Below are 16026 nucleotides of genomic sequence, written 5' to 3' on the forward strand. Positions count from 1 at the left end.
TCACTCCTTCCCACTCACTCCTCGCTCCAACCAGGCAGCCCCCATGGCCACCGAACTCATCGACAACCAGGCCGTCCCGACCGAAGAAGCCAATCGCGAAATCCGCGAGCAGCTCGGCCGCAAGTACGAAGCCGGCTTCGTCACCGCGATCGAATCCGAATCGTTGCCGCCGGGCCTCGACGAGGACGTGATCCGCGCCATTTCCGCGCGCAAGAACGAGCCCGAGTGGATGACGGACTGGCGCCTGAAGGCCTATCGCCACTGGCTGACCATGACCCCGCCGCACTGGGCGAAGCTCGACATCGCGCCGATCGACTTCCAGGCGATCAGCTACTACTCCGCGCCGAAGGGCCCGAAGTACAAGTCGCTGGACGAAGTGCCCAAGGAACTGCTCGACACCTACGAAAAACTCGGCGTGCCGCTGCACGAGCGCGCCAAGCTGGCCGGCGTCGCGGTGGACGCGGTGTTCGACTCCGTTTCGGTCGGCACCACCTTCCGCAAGGAACTGGCCGAGAAGGGCGTGATCTTCTGCTCGATGTCGGAAGCGATCCGCGAGTATCCCGAGCTCGTGCAGAAGTACCTCGGCAGCGTCGTGCCGACCGGCGACAACTACTTCGCCGCGCTGAATTCGGCGGTGTTCTCCGACGGTTCGTTCGTGTTCATCCCCAAGGGCGTGCGCTGCCCGATGGAGCTGAGCACCTACTTCCGCATCAACGCCAGCGAGACCGGCCAGTTCGAGCGCACCCTGATCGTGTGCGAGGAGAAGGCCTACGTCTCCTACCTGGAAGGCTGCACCGCGCCGATGCGCGACGAGAACCAGCTGCACGCGGCGGTGGTCGAGCTGGTCGCGCTGGAAGACGCCGAGATCAAGTATTCGACGGTGCAGAACTGGTATCCGGGCGACGAGAACGGCGTCGGCGGCATCTACAACTTCGTGACCAAGCGCGGCGAGTGCCGCGGCGCGCGCTCAAAGATCACCTGGACGCAGGTGGAAACGGGTTCGGCGATCACCTGGAAATACCCGTCCTGCGTGCTGCTGGGCGACGACTCGGTGGGCGAATTCCACTCCGTCGCGCTGACCCACCACCGCCAGCAGGCCGACACCGGCACCAAGATGATCCACATCGGCAAGCGCACCAAGTCGAAGATCGTCAGCAAGGGCATCAGCGCCGGCCGCGGGCAGAACTCGTATCGCGGCCTGGTGCGCGTGGAGAAGAACGCCGAGGGCGCGCGCAACCACACCCAGTGCGACTCGCTGCTGATCGGCAAGAAGTGCGGCGCGCACACCTTCCCGTACATCGAGGTGAAGCACCCGACGGCAACGGTGGAGCACGAGGCGACCACGTCGAAGATCAGCGACGACCAGCTGTTCTATTGCCGCTCGCGCGGCATCAGCGAGGAAGACGCGGTGTCGATGATCGTCGACGGCTTCTGCAAGAGCGTGTTCCGCGAGCTGCCGATGGAGTTCGCGGTGGAAGCGAAGAAGTTGCTGGAAGTGAGCCTGGAAGGATCCGTCGGGTGAGCAGGCGCGCTTGGCCGATGCCCTATCGGCATCGGCTGCGCCTGCGAACGCCCGGCCAATGGATGGCCGGGCCGGGCTCTCCGAAGCCCATATGTCCCGCCATGGACGGCAACAGAATTTCACAGAGAACCCACATGCTGAAGATCGAAAACCTCCACGTCCGCGTCGCCGGCAAGGACATCCTCAAGGGCCTCTCGCTCGAAGTCCGCGCGGGCGAAGTGCACGCGATCATGGGTCCCAACGGTGCGGGCAAGTCCACGCTGGGCAACGTGCTCGCCGGTCGCGAGGGTTACGAGGTGACCGAAGGCTCGGTGACCTTCGAAGGCAAGGACCTCCTGGCGCTCGAGCCGGAAGAACGCGCCGTCACCGGCGTGTTCCTCGCCTTCCAGTACCCGGTCGAGATCCCCGGCGTGAACAACACCTACTTCCTGCGCGCCGCGCTCAACGCGCAGCGCAAGGCGCGCGGCGAAAGCGAGCTGGACTCGATGCAGTTCCTGAAGAAGGTGCGCGAGAAGCTGGCGGTGCTGCACCTCAAGGACGATCTGCTGCAGCGCGCGGTCAACGAGGGCTTCAGCGGCGGCGAGAAGAAGCGCAACGAGATCTTCCAGCTGGCCCTGCTCGAACCCAGGCTCGCGATCCTCGACGAGACCGACAGCGGCCTCGACATCGACGCGCTGAAGAACGTCGCCGAAGGCGTCAACGCGCTGCGTTCGGCCGAACGCGCGTTCCTCGTGGTCACCCACTACCAGCGCCTGCTCGACTACATCAAGCCGGACGTGGTGCATGTGCTCGCTGACGGCCGCATCGTCGAGACGGGTGGACCGGAACTGGCGCTGCAGCTGGAAGAGCATGGCTATGCGTGGATCCGGGAGCGGATCGCGCCGGAGGCGTCGGCGTGATGGCCAGCGCACGCACGGCTTTTGGCCGTCGTTCCCGCGAAGGCGGGAGCGCGGCGCCCGTCGGCTTTGCTCGTCGTTCCCGCGCCCGCGAAAGCGGGAACCCAGTGACTTTGTTCTTCCGCCCGCGAACACAACAGCAAAGGCGCTGGATCCCCGCTTTCGCGGGGATGACGACGCGGGGGCTGATGCCACCCCGGGGCGTGCCTTCCGCCCTTGCCTTTCGTTCCCGCGAAGGCGGGAGCGCGGCGCCTTTCGCCTTTGCTCTTCGTTCCCGCGAAGGCGGGAGCGCGGCGCCTTTCGCCTTTGCTCGTCCTTCCCGCGAAGGCGCGAGCGCGGCGCCCGTCGCTTTTGCTCGTCGTTCCCGCGAAAGCGGGAACCCAGTGACTTTGTTCTTCCGCCCGCGAACACAACAGCAAAGGCGCTGGATCCCCGCTTTCGCGGGGATGACGACGCGGGGGCTGATGCCACCCCGGGGCGTGCCTTCCGCCCTTGCCTTTCGTTCCCGCGAAGGCGGGAGCGCGGCGCCTTTCGCTTTTGCTCTTCGTTCCCGCGAAGGCGGGAGCGCGGCGCCCGTCGCTTTTGCTCGTCGTTCCCGCGAAAGCGGGAACCCAGTGACGTTGCGCTTCCACCTCCGAACACAACAGCAAAGGCGCTGGATCCCCGCTTTCGCGGGGATGACGATGTGGGGGCTCAAGCAACACGGGCCGATGCGGGGGCTGGAGCAGCACGGAGGGCAGCCATGAGCGCCCTTCTCGACTCCTTCGCCTCCGCCTTCGACGCGCTGCCGGCGCGCGATGCCGCAGGCCTCGGCGATGCCCGCCGCGATGCCCTCGCCGCCGCGTTGCAGGACGGCCTGCCCGGGCCGCGCAGCGAGCGCTGGAAGTACACCCCGCTGCGCGCGTTCGAGCGTCGCAGCTTCACGCCGGCCGCCGCGGTGCCGGCGGTGCTGGATCCGACGCTGCTGGCCGGCATCCCCGCGCCGCGGATCGTGTTCGTCAACGGCCGCTTCGACGCCGCACACAGCGACCTGGCCGGTCTCCCGACCGGCGTGACCCTGCAACCGTTGTCGCAGGCGCTGCTGACCGGCACCGTGCGCGAAGTGAACTTCCTGGCGCGCCGTTTCGATCGCGCCGACGAAGTCTTCGCCCGCCTCAATGCCGCGCTGGCCGACGACGGCGTGATCCTGCGCGCGCAGGAAGGCGCGGCGGCGCCGCTGCCCATCCATCTGGTCTTCGTCGGTGCGGCCGCCGAACGCGACCTGGCTTCGCATTCGCGCCACCTGATCGAACTGCGCGGCGATGCGGAACTGACAGTGGTCGAGCACCACCTCGCCGCCGACGCCAACACGCACTTCGCCAACCACTTCACGCACGTGCACCTGGCCAGGCGTTCGCGACTGACGCATGTGCGCGTCCAGGACGAAGCGGCGGGCGCCTCGCTGGTCGCGCGCACCGATGCCGTGCTGGCACGCAGCGCGGCCTACCGGCGGCTCGACCTCGAACTCGGCGGTGCGCTGTCGCGCCATGAACTCAACGCCGAATTGCAGGGCGAAGGCGCGCAGGTGCTCGCCAACGGCGTGCTGCTCGCCGACGGCAAGCGCCATCTCGACACGCGCCTGGGCATCGACCACGTCGCCCGCGACACGCGTTGCGAACTGCTGTGGCGCGGCCTGGGCGCCGGACGTGCGAAGGCCGCCTTCCACGGCGGCATCACCATCCGCGAAGGTGCCGACGGCAGCATCGCCTCGCTGTCGAACAAGAACCTGCTGCTGTCGGCGGGCGCGGAAATCGACACGCAACCCGTGCTGGAGATCCACGCCGACGAGGTGCAGGCCGCGCACGGCGCCGCGGTCGGCCAGCTCGACGCGACCGCGCTGTTCTATCTGCGCAGCCGCGGCATTCCCGAAGCGCAGGCGCGCGCGCTGCTGACGGCGGCGTTCTGCCGCGAGACGCTCGATCTGATCGAAGACGCGCCGCTGCGGGCATCGCTCACCGCGCGGCTCGATGCCGCACTGGCCGGCCTGGAGGCCGCATGAACGCATCGCCGCAATCCACCCTCGACTGGGCCCGCGTCCGCGCCGACTTCCCGCTGCTCACGCGCGAAGTGCACGGCAAGCCGCTGGTCTACCTCGACTCGGCCAATACCGGGCAGAAGCCGGCGAGCGTGATCGACTCGGTCGACGACTTCTACCGCCACCACAACGCCAACGTCAGCCGCGCCGTGCACACGCTGGGCACCGAGGCCACCGATGCCTACGAAGGGGCGCGTCGCAAACTGGCATCGTTCTTCAACGTGCGCGCAGACGAACTGGTGTTGTGCAGCGGTACCACCTTCGCGCTGAACCTGGTCGCGTATTCGTGGGCGCTGCCGCGCCTGCAACCCGGCGATGCGATCCTGCTCACCCGCATGGAACACCACGCCAACATCGTGCCGTGGCAGCTGGTCGCCGAGCGCACGGGTGCGAGGATCAAGGTCGCCGACATCGATGCGGCCGGCGAACTCGACCTGGAATCGCTGTACGCGCAACTCACGCCCGACGTGAAGATCCTCTCGCTGGCGCACGTGTCCAACGTGCTCGGCACGGTCAATCCGGTGCGTGAGATCTGCCGCGAGGCGCGCCGGCGCGGCATCGTCACCGCGGTCGACGGCTCGCAGGCCGCGCCGCACCGTCCGGTCGACATCGCGGCGATCGGCTGCGACTTCTACGCCTTCACCGGCCACAAGATGTGCGGACCGACCGGCACCGGCGCGTTGTGGGCGCGCCGCGAGCACCTGGTCGCGATGCCGCCCTTCATCGGCGGCGGCGAGATGATCAAGGAGGTGCGCTTCGAGGGCACCGTGTTCAACGATGCGCCACACAAGTTCGAGGCCGGCACGCCCAACATCGCCGGCTTCATCGGACTCGGCGCCGCGGTCGACTACCTGTCGTCGCTGGGCATGGCCCACGTGGAGGCGCGCGAGCAGGAACTGCTGCGCCATGCGACCGAGGAACTGGACAAGGTCGAGGGCCTGCGCATCTTCGGCCGCGCGAAGGAGAAGGCGGCGGTGATCAGCTTCCTGGTCGAAGGCGCGCATGCGCATGACCTGGCCACGTTGCTCGATCTGGAAGGCGTCGCGATCCGCTCCGGCCACCATTGCGCCCATCCGTTGATGCATCACCTGGGCGTTCCGGCCACCTGCCGGGCCTCGTTCGCGTTCTACAACACGCACGAGGAAGTCGAAGCCTTCGTCGCGGCGTTGCGCAAGGTGCGCAAGCTGCTGGCGTAGGGTGGGCCATGGCCCATTGTTGCGGCGGCGATCGTCGCGGCGATGCGGCCGTGGTCTGGTGGCGGCCATTGTGGCGGGCCGGGGCCCGCCCTACGCTTGCTTCACCCAACCAGCCCCGCACCGCGACATGGCCGACGAATCCGAACTGCTCGCCCTCCTGCGCGAGATCCGCGACAACCAGCGCGAAGCCATCGCGCTGCAGCGGGAATACCAGGCGATGTACCAGCAACAGCTGGGCCGCATCGAGCGCATCAATGACCGCGCCGAAGCCCTGCAGGGACGCGCAGGCAAGGCGGTACGGTTCATCCTCCTGATCGCCATCCCGCTGATGTGCCTGCTGCTGGTGCTGATGCTGCTCCCCTACTTCTCCCGACTGTTCGCATGAACCACGAGACCGCATTGAAATTCCGCAGCGCCACCCACGCCGACACCGACGCGCTGATCGCGCTGGTCGAATCCGCCTATCGCGGCGATGCCAGCAAGCAGGGCTGGACCACGGAAGCCGACATGCTCGACGGCCGCCGCACCGGCGCCGACGACATCCAGGCCTGCATCGCCCGTCCGGAGAGCCGGATCCTGGTCGCCGAGCGCGCGTCAGAGAATGGCCCGGTCGAACTGCTCGCCTGCGCCCACGTGGCCGTGGAAGACGGCGCCGGCTACTTCGGCATGTTCTCGGTGCGTCCCAACCTGCAGGGTGCGGGCATCGGCAAGGCCGTGCTCGCCGAGGCCGAGCGCGTCGCACGCGACGAATGGAAGGTGCCGGCCATGCGCATGACCGTGATCGACATCCGCGACGAGCTGATCGCCTTCTACGAGCGCCGCGGCTATCGCCGCACCGGGATCAAGAAGGCATTTCCCTATGGCGACGAGCGCTTCGGCATTCCCAAGCGCGACGACCTGCGCTTCGAAGTCCTGGAAAAGGCGCTCTGACATGGGTGACTGGGTTTTCGTCTGCGCGACTTCGCAACTGCTGCCCGGGGAAACCACGGTGGCCTGGGACGGCGACACCGCAATCCTGGTGGTGAACTACGACGGCGACTTCTACGCCATGGAAGACAAGTGCTCGCACGAGGACTTCGAACTGTCGGCGGGCCATTTCGATGGCGAGGAAGCCACGATCGAATGCGCCCTGCACGGCGCCAAGTTCGACGTGCGCGACGGGCGACCGCTGTGCGCACCGGCCTACGAGCCGGTGGTGAAGTTCCCGGTGCGGGTCGACGAAACCGGCATCTGGACGCGCGACGACCGCGACTGAGTCATCCTCCAAACGCGAATCATTTGCATTTGCGAGCCGTTCTCACTAAGATGCGTGCCGCCGCGGCGCGATGCCGCACGCCCATCTGCGAGAACCATGATCAACAGGAAGATTCCGGCCACCGCTCCGCTGGCCGCCGCCCTTGCCCTCGCCGTCGCGCAGCCCGCGCAGGCTTACGAGGCTTCCGCGGGCGCCACTGACCTGGACGCCGTGCACGTCCGGGGCGAACGCACCCAGAAACCCTCCTCCCCCAAGTTCACCCAACCGCTGCTCGACACTCCGCAGACGGTGACCATCGTTCCGGCCGAGCTGATGCAGGAACAGGGCGTCGCCACGCTGCGTGACGCGCTCCGCAACGTGCCCGGCATCAGCATGCAGGCGGGCGAAGGCGGCGTTCCCGCCGGCGACAACCTGAGCCTGCGCGGCTTCAGCGCACGCACCGATCTGTTCGTCGACGGCATCCGCGACTTCGGTGGCTACTCGCGCGATCCGTTCAACCTCGAGCAGATCGAAGTGGTGAAGGGGCCCGCTTCCACGCAGACCGGTCGCGGCTCCACCGGCGGTTCGATCAACCTGGCGAGCAAGACCGCGCGCCTGGACAGCTTCAACAACGTCGGCGTGAGCGTCGGCGACGACAGCCTGAGCCGCGTCACCGGCGACTTCAACCATGCACTCGGCGAAACGAGCGCCTTCCGCGTCAACCTGATGGGCCACGACAGCGACGTCAACGGACGCGACCACGTCGAGAACCAGCGCTGGGGCATCGCGCCCACGCTCGCCTACGGCCTGGGCACCGACACCGTCGTCAACTTCAGCCTGTTCCACCTCGAGCAGGACAACGTGCCCGACTACGGCCAGCCGTGGGTGCCCGGCACCAACAACGCGTTGCCGGACAGTCGCAACGACGTGGCGCCCGTGGATCGCGGCAACTGGTACGGCATCCTCGAGCGCGACTACGAGAAAACCCGCACCGATATGGCCACGGTGTCGATCGAGCATGCCTTCAGCGATTCGCTGAAGCTGCAGAACACCACCCGCTGGGGCGTCGCCACGCGCGACTCGGTCATCACCGCGCCGCGCTTCGCGAGCAACGACGGCACCAGCATCAATCGCTCCGCTCCGAAGACCCGCGACAGCCGCGACAGCATCCTCGCCAACGCGACCAACCTGACGGCCGGCTTCACCACGGGCGCGGTGAAGCATGACCTCGTGGCCGGCGTGGAGCTGAGCCACGAGAAGTCGAAGAACCACGCGCGCATCGAAGATCCGGCGATCGCGGCCGTGACTCCCACGTCGCCGGCCGATCTGTTCGATCCCGATCCGCACGGCACGTTCGTGCTCCTGATCCGCGATCCGCTGGGCACGGTCATGACCGAGGCCGATTCGGCCGCGGCCTATGTGTTCGACACGCTGACGCTCGGCGACCACTGGGAACTCTCGGGCGGGCTGCGCTGGGATCGTTTTGCGGTGGACGCGCTCGACTACGACGACGACACCGCCGCCTGGGTGACGCGTTCGCGCACCGACGAAGTGCTTAGCGGCCGCATCGGCGCCGTGTTCAAGCCGGTCGAGAACGGCAGCGTCTATGCCGCTTACGGCACCTCGTTCAATCCGTCTGCCGAAGGCCTGAGCCTCAGTGCCGCGCTGGTCGATCTCGAGCCCGAGAAGAGCCGCACCCTCGAACTGGGCACCAAGTGGAACCTCTTCGACAACCACCTCACCCTGACCTCCGCCGTCTTCCGCACCGAGAAGACCAATGCGCGCACGCCGGATCCGGACAATCCGGATGTGATGACGCTGACCGGCGAGCAGCGCGTCGACGGTTTCGAGGTCGGCTTTGCCGGCCGCATTACCCGGAAATGGACGGTGACCGGCGGCTACGCGTGGCTCGACGGCGAACTGGTGAAAACCAGCGACAGCCGCGAAGCGCCGGGCAACGAGCTGGGCAACACGCCGCGCCACAGCGCGAGCCTGTGGACGACCTATGCCTTCACCGAAGCGCTGGAAGCCGGACTCGGCGTGCAGTACGTCGGCGAGCGCTGGACCAACAACCGCGAGGAGCGCAAGGCCGACGGCTACACCACGGTCGATGCGATGATCGGCTACCGCGTCAACAACATGCTCGCGCTGCGGTTGAACGGCTACAACCTGGCCAACAGGGAATACGTCGACCGCGTCGGCGGCGGCCATTACCTGCCGGGCGCCGAACGCACCTTCATGCTCAGCGCCGACTTCAGCTTCTGAGCGAAGCCTTGAACGTCTCGGGCAGTCCGCGCAACGCCGGGCTGCCCGTCTTTCTGGAGGTTCCATGCTGCTGCAAGTACCCGATGTCCTCAGCGCCGAACAGGTGTCGCAGTTCCGCCAGGCGCTGGACCGGGCGGACTGGGCGGACGGGCGCATCACCGCCGGCTACCAGTCCGCGCAGGCCAAACACAACCAGCAGTTGCCGGAAGATTCGCCGGTGGCGCAGCAACTGGGCGAGATGATCCTGGCGGCGCTGCAGCGCAGTCCGTTGTTCGTTTCGGCGGCGCTGCCACTCAAGGTGTTTCCGCCGCTGTTCAACCGCTACGAAGGCGGCGAATCGTTCGGCAGCCATGTCGACAACGCGATCCGCCACGTGCGCGGCACGCCGCACCGGATCCGCACGGATCTTTCGGCGACGTTGTTCCTCAGCGCGCCGGACGAATACGACGGCGGCGAACTGGTGATCGAGGACACCTACGGCCTGCACCAGGTCAAGTTGCCCGCGGGTCACCTCGTGCTCTATCCGGCCTCGAGCCTGCACCTGGTGCGGCCGGTGACGCGCGGTGCGCGCGTGGCATCGTTCTTCTGGATCCAGAGCATGGTCCGCGATGACGGACAGCGCACCCTGCTCTACGACCTCGATCGCGCCGTGCAGCAGGTCCACCGCGACCTGCCGGACTCCCCGGCCGCCGTGCAACTCACCGGCGTCTATCACAACCTCCTGCGGCGTTGGGCCGATACCTGAGCACCTCCGGACACATGAACACCACCACCCTCAACGACGTCGCCGCGCGCCGCCGCAGCAATGTGACCTATCGCTTCGTGCGCCAGATCCACCTGTGGATCGGCGCCTGGGGCGCACTGGCCGCGATCCTCTACGGCTTCTCCGGACTGGTGATGAACCACCGCTTCGGCGACAGCGCCTGGCACCAGGGCGACAGCAGGGAAGCCGGTCGCGCATCGCTGCAGATTCCCGCAACGGCGCGTCGCTCGCCGGAAGAACTGTCGCTGTGGCTGCGCCAGTCGCGGGGTCTCGATGCGCAGGTGATCCGCAAGGGATCTCCCGGCGGCAAGGAAGGCAAGGCGGGCAAGGAAGGGCAGCAGCCCAGGTGGAATCTGAGCGGCGGCACCGCCAGCGAATCGTGGTCGCTCGAGTACACCCCGGGCAGCGAGACCGCGGAACTCAAGCGCAGTTCGCATACGCTGCTCGCGGCGGTCAACCGGCTGCACAAGGGCGTCGGCGGCGGCTGGGCCTGGAGCGTGCTGGCCGACAGTTTCGCCATCGGCATGCTGCTGCTGGGCCTGTCGGGCGTCTGGATGTGGGCGCGCGGCCGCACGCCGCGACAGATGCTGGTCAGCGTGCTCGGCGTCTCGGTGGCCGTGCTCGCGCTCGTGCTGGGGCCGGCACTGCTGTAAACGACGCGACTGCATTCCGTCGCATCTGTCGCCGCCTCTGTAACCCGATGCGGCACGTTACTGCGCGGCGGGTACCAGCGGATTGACGCGGACCAGCAACAACTCCCCACCGCCTTCGATCACATGGCGCAGGCGCTCGGCGCCGGCCTGCAGGATCGCGGTATCGCCCGCCTCCAGCGCGGGCAGCCCGGAGTCGTCGGCGAAACGCGCGCGCCCGGCCAGCAGGTGCGCGGCCCAGGTATGGCCGGCTTCGGCGAACAGCACCATCGGCCCCACCAGCGGGCGGTGCCAGAGTTCGGCCTGGACGCGATCGCGCCGCCACATCAGGTTGAAATCGTGCGTCGGCCCGTCGACCAGTTCCCCGGTCACGGCGCGTTCGCCGGCAAAGCGCAGGCGGGAATGCGGCGGCGCCAGCTCATGGACTTCGCCCTCGTCGAAGCGCAGGCGCAGGCCATTGCCCGACAGCAGCACCAGTTCCCGGTCGATGCCCGGGAACGACGAGAACGCCGAATCGCGTTCGATCTCGGCGATCGACAGCCGCCAGTCCCATTCGCCCTCTTCGGGCGCCTTGTAGATCTCGCGCGTCCAGCCCATCTGGTTGCGCCAGCGTTCGCGGCGGTATTCGTTCGCGGGGATGACCCAGGAGCGGCGGATAAGGGCGGACTCGACCATGCCCCAGTCTAACGGTCGTGATCCGGCCTGTCGGCCACGCGGCCTTCGCGAGCGATGCGCGGCGGCAAGCCGACGTGAGCGGAATTCGCCCGGCCACGATTCCGTTCGTGGCCGGGCGACACATCCATGTCCAGAGCGGGTCTGACGTCCTCGGGGCGTTCCCTGCCCAGTCTCGGGGGCTTCAGCGCTTCGCCGTCGCGGGGCGGGCGGCCGGCGTGGCGGGCTTGCGCGCGGGTGCCGGTGCGCCGCCGGTGATGACGATGCGATCGCGGTTCTTTTCCACGGTCTTCAGGCCGATGCCCTTGACCAGGGTCAGCTGCTCGGCGCTCCGGAAGGCCCCGTTGGCCTTGCGGTAGGCCACGATCGCCTCGGCCTTGCTCTTGCCGATGTTGAGCAGCACGCGGTCGATGGTGGCGGCATCGGCGGTGTTGATGTTGACCTTCTCGGCGGCGTAGGCGCTGCCGGCCAGCAGCAGCGAGAGGACGAGGGCCTGCAGCAGGGTGACGAACTTGCTCATGTGGTGCTCCTTTGGTGTGTGCGGTCCGTGTTGGGCAATCCGTGATCCGGCCGGTGGCGACCGGTGGGCACAGTCTCCCGATCGACCCGGCCCCGGCCTATCGGCGCAAAACGCGGCCGGCGGTAGGGAAATCCCGCCGTGTAAGTGGGAAAAATCCCACCTGCGCTAAACTGCCCGCCCCTCCAAACCCACCCGGGCTTTTCCCGCGAAAGGTCCGCAAGCCGGAAAGCCCCGATGGATATCCGCAAGATCGAGCAGTTCGTGTCCGCCAAGTGGGACGATGAAATCGTTCCGCAACTCGTCGAATACATCCGCATCCCCAACAAGTCGCCGATGTTCGACGCCGACTGGGTGAAGAACGGCTACATGGACGCCGCGGTCGCGCTGATGGAGAAGTGGGCCCGCGCGCAGGACATCCCCGGCATGGTGCTCGAGGTCGTGCGCCTGGAAGGCCGCACGCCGCTGATCTTCATCGAGATTCCCGCCGCGAACGGCGGCAGCGACGAGGACTGCGTGATCCTGTACGGCCACCTCGACAAGCAGCCCGAGATGACGGGCTGGGACGAGGACCTGGGCCCCTGGAAGCCGGTGATCAAGGGCGACCGCCTGTACGGTCGCGGCGGCGCCGACGACGGTTACGCGATCTTCGGCTCGCTCGCCGCGATCATGGCGCTGCAGCAGCAGGGCGTGCCGCACTCGCGCTGCGTGGTGCTGATCGAAGCCTGCGAGGAATCCGGCAGCTACGACCTGCCCGCCTACGTCGATCATCTCGCCGACCGCATCGGCAAGCCGTCGCTGGTCGTGTGCCTGGACTCGGGTTGCGGCAATTACGAACAACTGTGGTGCACCACCTCGCTGCGCGGCCTCGCCGGCGGCAACTTCACCGTGAAGGTGCTGGAGGAAGGCGTGCATTCGGGCGATGCCTCGGGCATCGTGCCGTCGAGCTTCCGCCTGCTGCGCCAGCTGCTCTCGCGCATCGAAGACGAGAAGACCGGCCGCATCACTCTCGACGGCCTGCACGTGGAAATCCCGGCCGAACGCCTGGAGCAGGCAAAGGAAGCCGCGCGCGTGCTCGATACCGCGGTGTTCGACAAGTTCCCGCTGCTGCCTGGCCTGAAGCCGATGGCGGACGAGTTGAACGAGCTGGTGCTCAACCGCACCTGGCGCCCGGCGCTGTCGGTGACCGGCGTGGACGGCATGCCGCCGTTGTCGTCGGCCGGCAACGTGCTGCGTCCTTTCACCTCGGTGAAGCTGTCGCTGCGCCTGCCGCCCACGCTCGACGGCAAGAAGGCCGGCGAGCTGCTGAAGCAGGCGCTGGAAGCCAACCCGCCCAACGGCGCGACGGTCACGCTCGAACTGGAAAAGGCCAGCACCGGCTGGAATGCGCCGGCGATGTCATCCTGGCTGTCGAATGCCATCGACACCGCGAGCCGCGAGTTCTTCGGCCAGCCCGCGATGTACATGGGCGAAGGCGGCACGATTCCCTTCATGGGCATGCTCGGCGAGAAGTTCCCCGGCGCGCAGTTCATGATCACCGGCGTGCTCGGCCCGCACTCGAACGCGCATGGCCCGAACGAGTTCCTGCACATCCCGATGGGCAAGCGCGTCACATCGTGCGTGTCGCGCGTCATCGCCGAACACCACCTGGCGAGCCAGCGCGGCGAGACCCGCGGCGTGGCGGCCGTGGCCGGCGGCGAACACCACGGCGACCACGGTTGCTGCTGATCGACCGCGTGCATCGCGAAAAAGCCCGGCTCCGGCCGGGCTTTTTCGTTCCGGGGCGCGTGCGCAGCCGCGTTGCACCGCAGCGTGCCGCGCCCCCGGCCGCTGAATAGGATGGCCGCGCCCCACACCAACCAGCGATTTCAACAGGAGCACCTCCATGTTCGAAGGCGTCATTGGTTACATCATCGGCGGCGCGGTCATCGGCATCCTGGCCCGTTTCTTCAAGCCCGGCGCCGACCCGATGGGCTGGATCCTCACCATCCTGCTCGGCATCGCCGGCGCTCTGGTGGGCAGCCGCCTTGCGGCCATGCTCAACCTGACCGGCCCGGTCATGGTCTGGGTCTGCGCGATCGTTGCCGCGATCATCCTGCTCTTCATCTACGAAGCCATCCGCAAGAAGACGGTCAAGACCGCCTGACGACGCGGATCGGAACGAAAAACCCCGGCGATCGCCGGGGTTTTTTGTTGGACGTTCCTGCCGCAGTTCAGTCGAGCAGGCGCGCGATCACCTGCTGCGCGAGCGCCTCGGGCGATTCGCCCAGGGTATCGAGCACCAGTTCGGCGTGTTCGGGAGCTTCGTAAGGCGAATCGATGCCGGTGAAGTTCGGGATCTTGCCCGCGCGCGCCTTCGCATACAGACCCTTGACGTCGCGCGATTCGGCGACCGCCAGCGGCGTGTCGACGAAGACTTCCACGAACTCGCCCGGCTCGAACAGCTCGCGCGCCATGCGCCGCTCCGCGCGGAACGGCGAGATGAAGCTCACCAGCACGATCAGGCCCGCGTCCACCATCAGTTTCGCCACTTCGGCCACGCGGCGGATGTTCTCCACGCGGTCCTCGTCGGTGAAGCCCAGGTCCTTGTTGAGTCCGTGGCGCACGTTGTCGCCGTCGAGGATGTAGCAGTGGTGGCCCATCGCGTGCAGGCGCTTCTCCACCAGGTTGGCGACCGTCGACTTGCCCGAGCCGGACAGGCCGGTGAACCACACGCAGCGCGGCATCTGCGCCTTGCTGCGCGCGCGCGCGGCCTTGTCGACGTCGACGTGCTGCCAGTGGATGTTGCCGGCGCGGCGCAGCGCGAAGTCGATGGCGCCGGCCGCCACCGTGGCGTTGGTCTGGCGATCGATGAGGATGAAGCCGCCGAGCTCGCGGTTGTCGGCATACGACTCGAACGCGATCGCATGGTCCAGGTAGAGGTTGCAGTAGCCGACCTCGTTGAGCTCCAGGTGCTTGGCGGCGAGCTGCTCCTGCGTGTTGACGTCGACCTTGTGCTTGATCTCGGTGACGCTGGCACTGACCGTGCGCGTGCCGATCTTGAGCCAGTACGGCCGCCCCGGCAGCAGGCGCTGCTCGTCCATCCACAGCACGTGCGCGGCGAACTGGTCGGCGACCTGCGGCGGCTGTTGCGCGGCGGCGATCACGTCGCCGCGGCTGATGTCGAGTTCGTCGGCGAGCGTGAGCGTGACGGCCTGCCCGGCGACGGCGATTTCGACATCGCCGTGCGGGGCGATCACGCGCGCGATGCGCGAACGGCGTCCCGAGGGCAGCGCGACGACTTCGTCGCCGGGCTGCACCGCTCCGGCCGCGATCGTGCCGGCGAACCCGCGGAAATCCTGGTTGGGACGATTCACCCACTGCACCGGCAGGCGGAAGCCGATGTCGGCGCCGCGTCCTGCCGGCACGACGGTTTCCAGGTACTGCAGCAGGCTCTCGCCGCGGTACCACGGCGTATTCGCGGACGGCGCCAGCAGGTTGTCGCCCTTGAGCGCCGACAGCGGGATCGCGGTGACGCGGTCGATGCCCAGCTGCGCGGCGAGTTCGCGGTAACCGGCCACGATGTCGTCGAACACGGCCTGGTCGTAGCCGACCAGGTCCATCTTGTTCACCGCCAGCACGACATCGCGGATGCCCAGCAGCGAGACGATGTAGCTGTGGCGTCGCGTCTGCGCCAGCAACCCCTTGCGCGCATCCACCAGCACCACGGCGACGTCCGCGGTGGAGGCGCCGGTGGCCATGTTGCGTGTGTACTGCTCGTGACCGGGACAATCGGCGACGATGAACTTGCGCTTCTCCGTGCTGAAGAAGCGGTAGGCGACGTCGATGGTGATGCCCTGCTCGCGCTCGGCGGCCAGGCCGTCGAGCAGCAGCGCGTAGTCGATGTCAGCGCCCTGCGTGCCGTGGCGCCGGCTGTCGCGATCGAGCGCCGCGAGCTGGTCGTCGAACAGCCCGCGGGTGTCGTGCAGCAGGCGGCCGATCAGCGTGCTCTTGCCGTCGTCGACGCTGCCGCAGGTGATGAAGCGCAGCAGGCCCTTGGTTTCGTGCTGGTGCAGGTACGCGGCGACGGCCGCGGCGGCGGTGTCGTTCACGGCGGTCATGCTTGTTGCCCGTCATTCCCGCGTAAGCGGGAATCCAATGACTTTGCTTTTGCGTCACCCGGCGCGGAACGAAAGACACCGGATTCCTGCTTGACCAGACATTCGTCCGTGAAAAGCCGCGGGAATGACGGGCAAAA

At 67.6% G+C, this 16026-nt stretch carries 15 protein-coding genes; 12 read left to right on the forward strand and 3 right to left on the reverse strand.

Translation table 11 applies throughout. The features are described from left to right. Positions 1-43 precede the first annotated feature (43 nt). The 10 genes from sufB (at position 44) to ACFPN1_RS06340 (ending at position 10603) form a co-directional block, all read left to right on the forward strand. A complete protein-coding gene (sufB, locus tag ACFPN1_RS06295) occupies positions 44-1522 on the forward strand; it encodes a Fe-S cluster assembly protein SufB (protein WP_386753866.1) in 1479 nt (492 codons plus the stop codon). A 134-nt stretch (positions 1523-1656) separates the two neighbouring features. Further along, positions 1657-2421, forward strand: coding sequence for a Fe-S cluster assembly ATPase SufC (gene sufC, locus ACFPN1_RS06300; RefSeq protein WP_386753867.1), 765 nt, complete (start codon positions 1657-1659; stop codon positions 2419-2421). A gap of 739 nt (positions 2422-3160) precedes the next feature. After that, positions 3161-4456, forward strand: a complete 1296-nt coding sequence (gene sufD, locus ACFPN1_RS06305; protein WP_386753869.1) for a Fe-S cluster assembly protein SufD — start codon at positions 3161-3163, stop codon at positions 4454-4456. Further along, positions 4453-5688, forward strand: coding sequence for a cysteine desulfurase (locus tag ACFPN1_RS06310; protein ID WP_386753871.1), 1236 nt, complete (start codon positions 4453-4455; stop codon positions 5686-5688). Before sufD ends, ACFPN1_RS06310 begins: the two co-directional genes overlap by 4 nt. A 127-nt stretch (positions 5689-5815) precedes the next feature. After that, positions 5816-6073 (forward strand): hypothetical protein, encoded by a 258-nt coding sequence (locus ACFPN1_RS06315; RefSeq protein WP_386753873.1) that lies wholly within the window; start codon positions 5816-5818, stop codon positions 6071-6073. After that, positions 6070-6618, forward strand: coding sequence for a GNAT family N-acetyltransferase (locus ACFPN1_RS06320; protein WP_386753875.1), 549 nt, complete (start codon positions 6070-6072; stop codon positions 6616-6618). The genes ACFPN1_RS06315 and ACFPN1_RS06320 overlap by 4 nt, the downstream gene beginning before the upstream one ends. A 1-nt stretch (position 6619) precedes the next feature. Continuing rightward, entirely contained in the window at positions 6620-6943 is a 324-nt protein-coding gene (locus ACFPN1_RS06325; protein ID WP_386753877.1) for a non-heme iron oxygenase ferredoxin subunit, read from the forward strand. Positions 6944-7039: 96 nt separating this feature from the next. Further along, positions 7040-9187 carry a TonB-dependent receptor gene (locus ACFPN1_RS06330; protein WP_386753879.1) on the forward strand — a complete coding sequence of 716 codons (2148 nt, stop codon included), beginning with the start codon at positions 7040-7042 and terminating at the stop codon, positions 9185-9187. Between the two features lie 64 nt (positions 9188-9251). Beyond that, a complete protein-coding gene (locus tag ACFPN1_RS06335; RefSeq protein WP_386753880.1) occupies positions 9252-9932 on the forward strand; it encodes a Fe2+-dependent dioxygenase in 681 nt (226 codons plus the stop codon). A gap of 14 nt (positions 9933-9946) precedes the next feature. Beyond that, a complete protein-coding gene (locus ACFPN1_RS06340; RefSeq protein WP_386753882.1) occupies positions 9947-10603 on the forward strand; it encodes a PepSY-associated TM helix domain-containing protein in 657 nt (218 codons plus the stop codon). A gap of 57 nt (positions 10604-10660) precedes the next feature. On the opposite strand, the gene ACFPN1_RS06345 is transcribed toward ACFPN1_RS06340, so the two are convergent. Both ACFPN1_RS06345 and ACFPN1_RS06350 read right to left on the reverse strand, forming a co-directional pair. Next, positions 10661-11275, reverse strand: coding sequence for a HutD/Ves family protein (locus ACFPN1_RS06345; RefSeq protein WP_386753884.1), 615 nt, complete (start codon positions 11273-11275; stop codon positions 10661-10663). Between the two features lie 181 nt (positions 11276-11456). Continuing rightward, entirely contained in the window at positions 11457-11792 is a 336-nt protein-coding gene (locus ACFPN1_RS06350; protein ID WP_386753886.1) for a ComEA family DNA-binding protein, read from the reverse strand. A gap of 234 nt (positions 11793-12026) precedes the next feature. Between ACFPN1_RS06350 and ACFPN1_RS06355 the strand changes: the two genes are divergently transcribed. Together ACFPN1_RS06355 and ACFPN1_RS06360 are read left to right on the forward strand one after the other, a co-directional pair. Next, positions 12027-13517, forward strand: coding sequence for a M20 family metallopeptidase (locus tag ACFPN1_RS06355; protein ID WP_386753888.1), 1491 nt, complete (start codon positions 12027-12029; stop codon positions 13515-13517). 157 nt (positions 13518-13674) lie between these two features. Beyond that, positions 13675-13935: a GlsB/YeaQ/YmgE family stress response membrane protein gene (locus tag ACFPN1_RS06360; RefSeq protein ID WP_386753889.1), complete on the forward strand. Its 261-nt coding sequence runs from the start codon at positions 13675-13677 to the stop codon at positions 13933-13935. Positions 13936-14002: 67 nt separating this feature from the next. Here ACFPN1_RS06360 and cysN read toward each other — a convergent pair whose 3' ends face one another. Beyond that, positions 14003-15889, reverse strand: a complete 1887-nt coding sequence (gene cysN / locus ACFPN1_RS06365) for a sulfate adenylyltransferase subunit CysN (protein WP_386753890.1) — start codon at positions 15887-15889, stop codon at positions 14003-14005. Positions 15890-16026 lie beyond the last annotated feature (137 nt).

The sequence above is a fragment of the Lysobacter yangpyeongensis genome, assembly GCF_042655745.1.
Classification (GTDB): Bacteria; Pseudomonadota; Gammaproteobacteria; order Xanthomonadales; family Xanthomonadaceae; genus Agrilutibacter; species Agrilutibacter yangpyeongensis.

Bases quoted from the DNA above. Each gene is read 5' to 3' on its own strand.
- sufB (WP_386753866.1), top strand. From the start codon at position 44: ATGGCCACCGAACTCATCGACAACCAGGCCGTCCCGACCGAAGAAGCC.
- sufC (WP_386753867.1), top strand. From the start codon at position 1,657: ATGCTGAAGATCGAAAACCTCCACGTCCGCGTCGCCGGCAAGGACATC.
- sufD (WP_386753869.1), top strand. From the start codon at position 3,161: ATGAGCGCCCTTCTCGACTCCTTCGCCTCCGCCTTCGACGCGCTGCCG.
- ACFPN1_RS06310 (WP_386753871.1), top strand. From the start codon at position 4,453: ATGAACGCATCGCCGCAATCCACCCTCGACTGGGCCCGCGTCCGCGCC.
- ACFPN1_RS06315 (WP_386753873.1), top strand. From the start codon at position 5,816: ATGGCCGACGAATCCGAACTGCTCGCCCTCCTGCGCGAGATCCGCGAC.
- ACFPN1_RS06320 (WP_386753875.1), top strand. From the start codon at position 6,070: ATGAACCACGAGACCGCATTGAAATTCCGCAGCGCCACCCACGCCGAC.
- ACFPN1_RS06325 (WP_386753877.1), top strand. From the start codon at position 6,620: ATGGGTGACTGGGTTTTCGTCTGCGCGACTTCGCAACTGCTGCCCGGG.
- ACFPN1_RS06330 (WP_386753879.1), top strand. From the start codon at position 7,040: ATGATCAACAGGAAGATTCCGGCCACCGCTCCGCTGGCCGCCGCCCTT.
- ACFPN1_RS06335 (WP_386753880.1), top strand. From the start codon at position 9,252: ATGCTGCTGCAAGTACCCGATGTCCTCAGCGCCGAACAGGTGTCGCAG.
- ACFPN1_RS06340 (WP_386753882.1), top strand. From the start codon at position 9,947: ATGAACACCACCACCCTCAACGACGTCGCCGCGCGCCGCCGCAGCAAT.
- ACFPN1_RS06345 (WP_386753884.1), bottom strand. From the start codon at position 11,275: ATGGTCGAGTCCGCCCTTATCCGCCGCTCCTGGGTCATCCCCGCGAAC.
- ACFPN1_RS06350 (WP_386753886.1), bottom strand. From the start codon at position 11,792: ATGAGCAAGTTCGTCACCCTGCTGCAGGCCCTCGTCCTCTCGCTGCTG.
- ACFPN1_RS06355 (WP_386753888.1), top strand. From the start codon at position 12,027: ATGGATATCCGCAAGATCGAGCAGTTCGTGTCCGCCAAGTGGGACGAT.
- ACFPN1_RS06360 (WP_386753889.1), top strand. From the start codon at position 13,675: ATGTTCGAAGGCGTCATTGGTTACATCATCGGCGGCGCGGTCATCGGC.
- cysN (WP_386753890.1), bottom strand. From the start codon at position 15,889: ATGACCGCCGTGAACGACACCGCCGCCGCGGCCGTCGCCGCGTACCTG.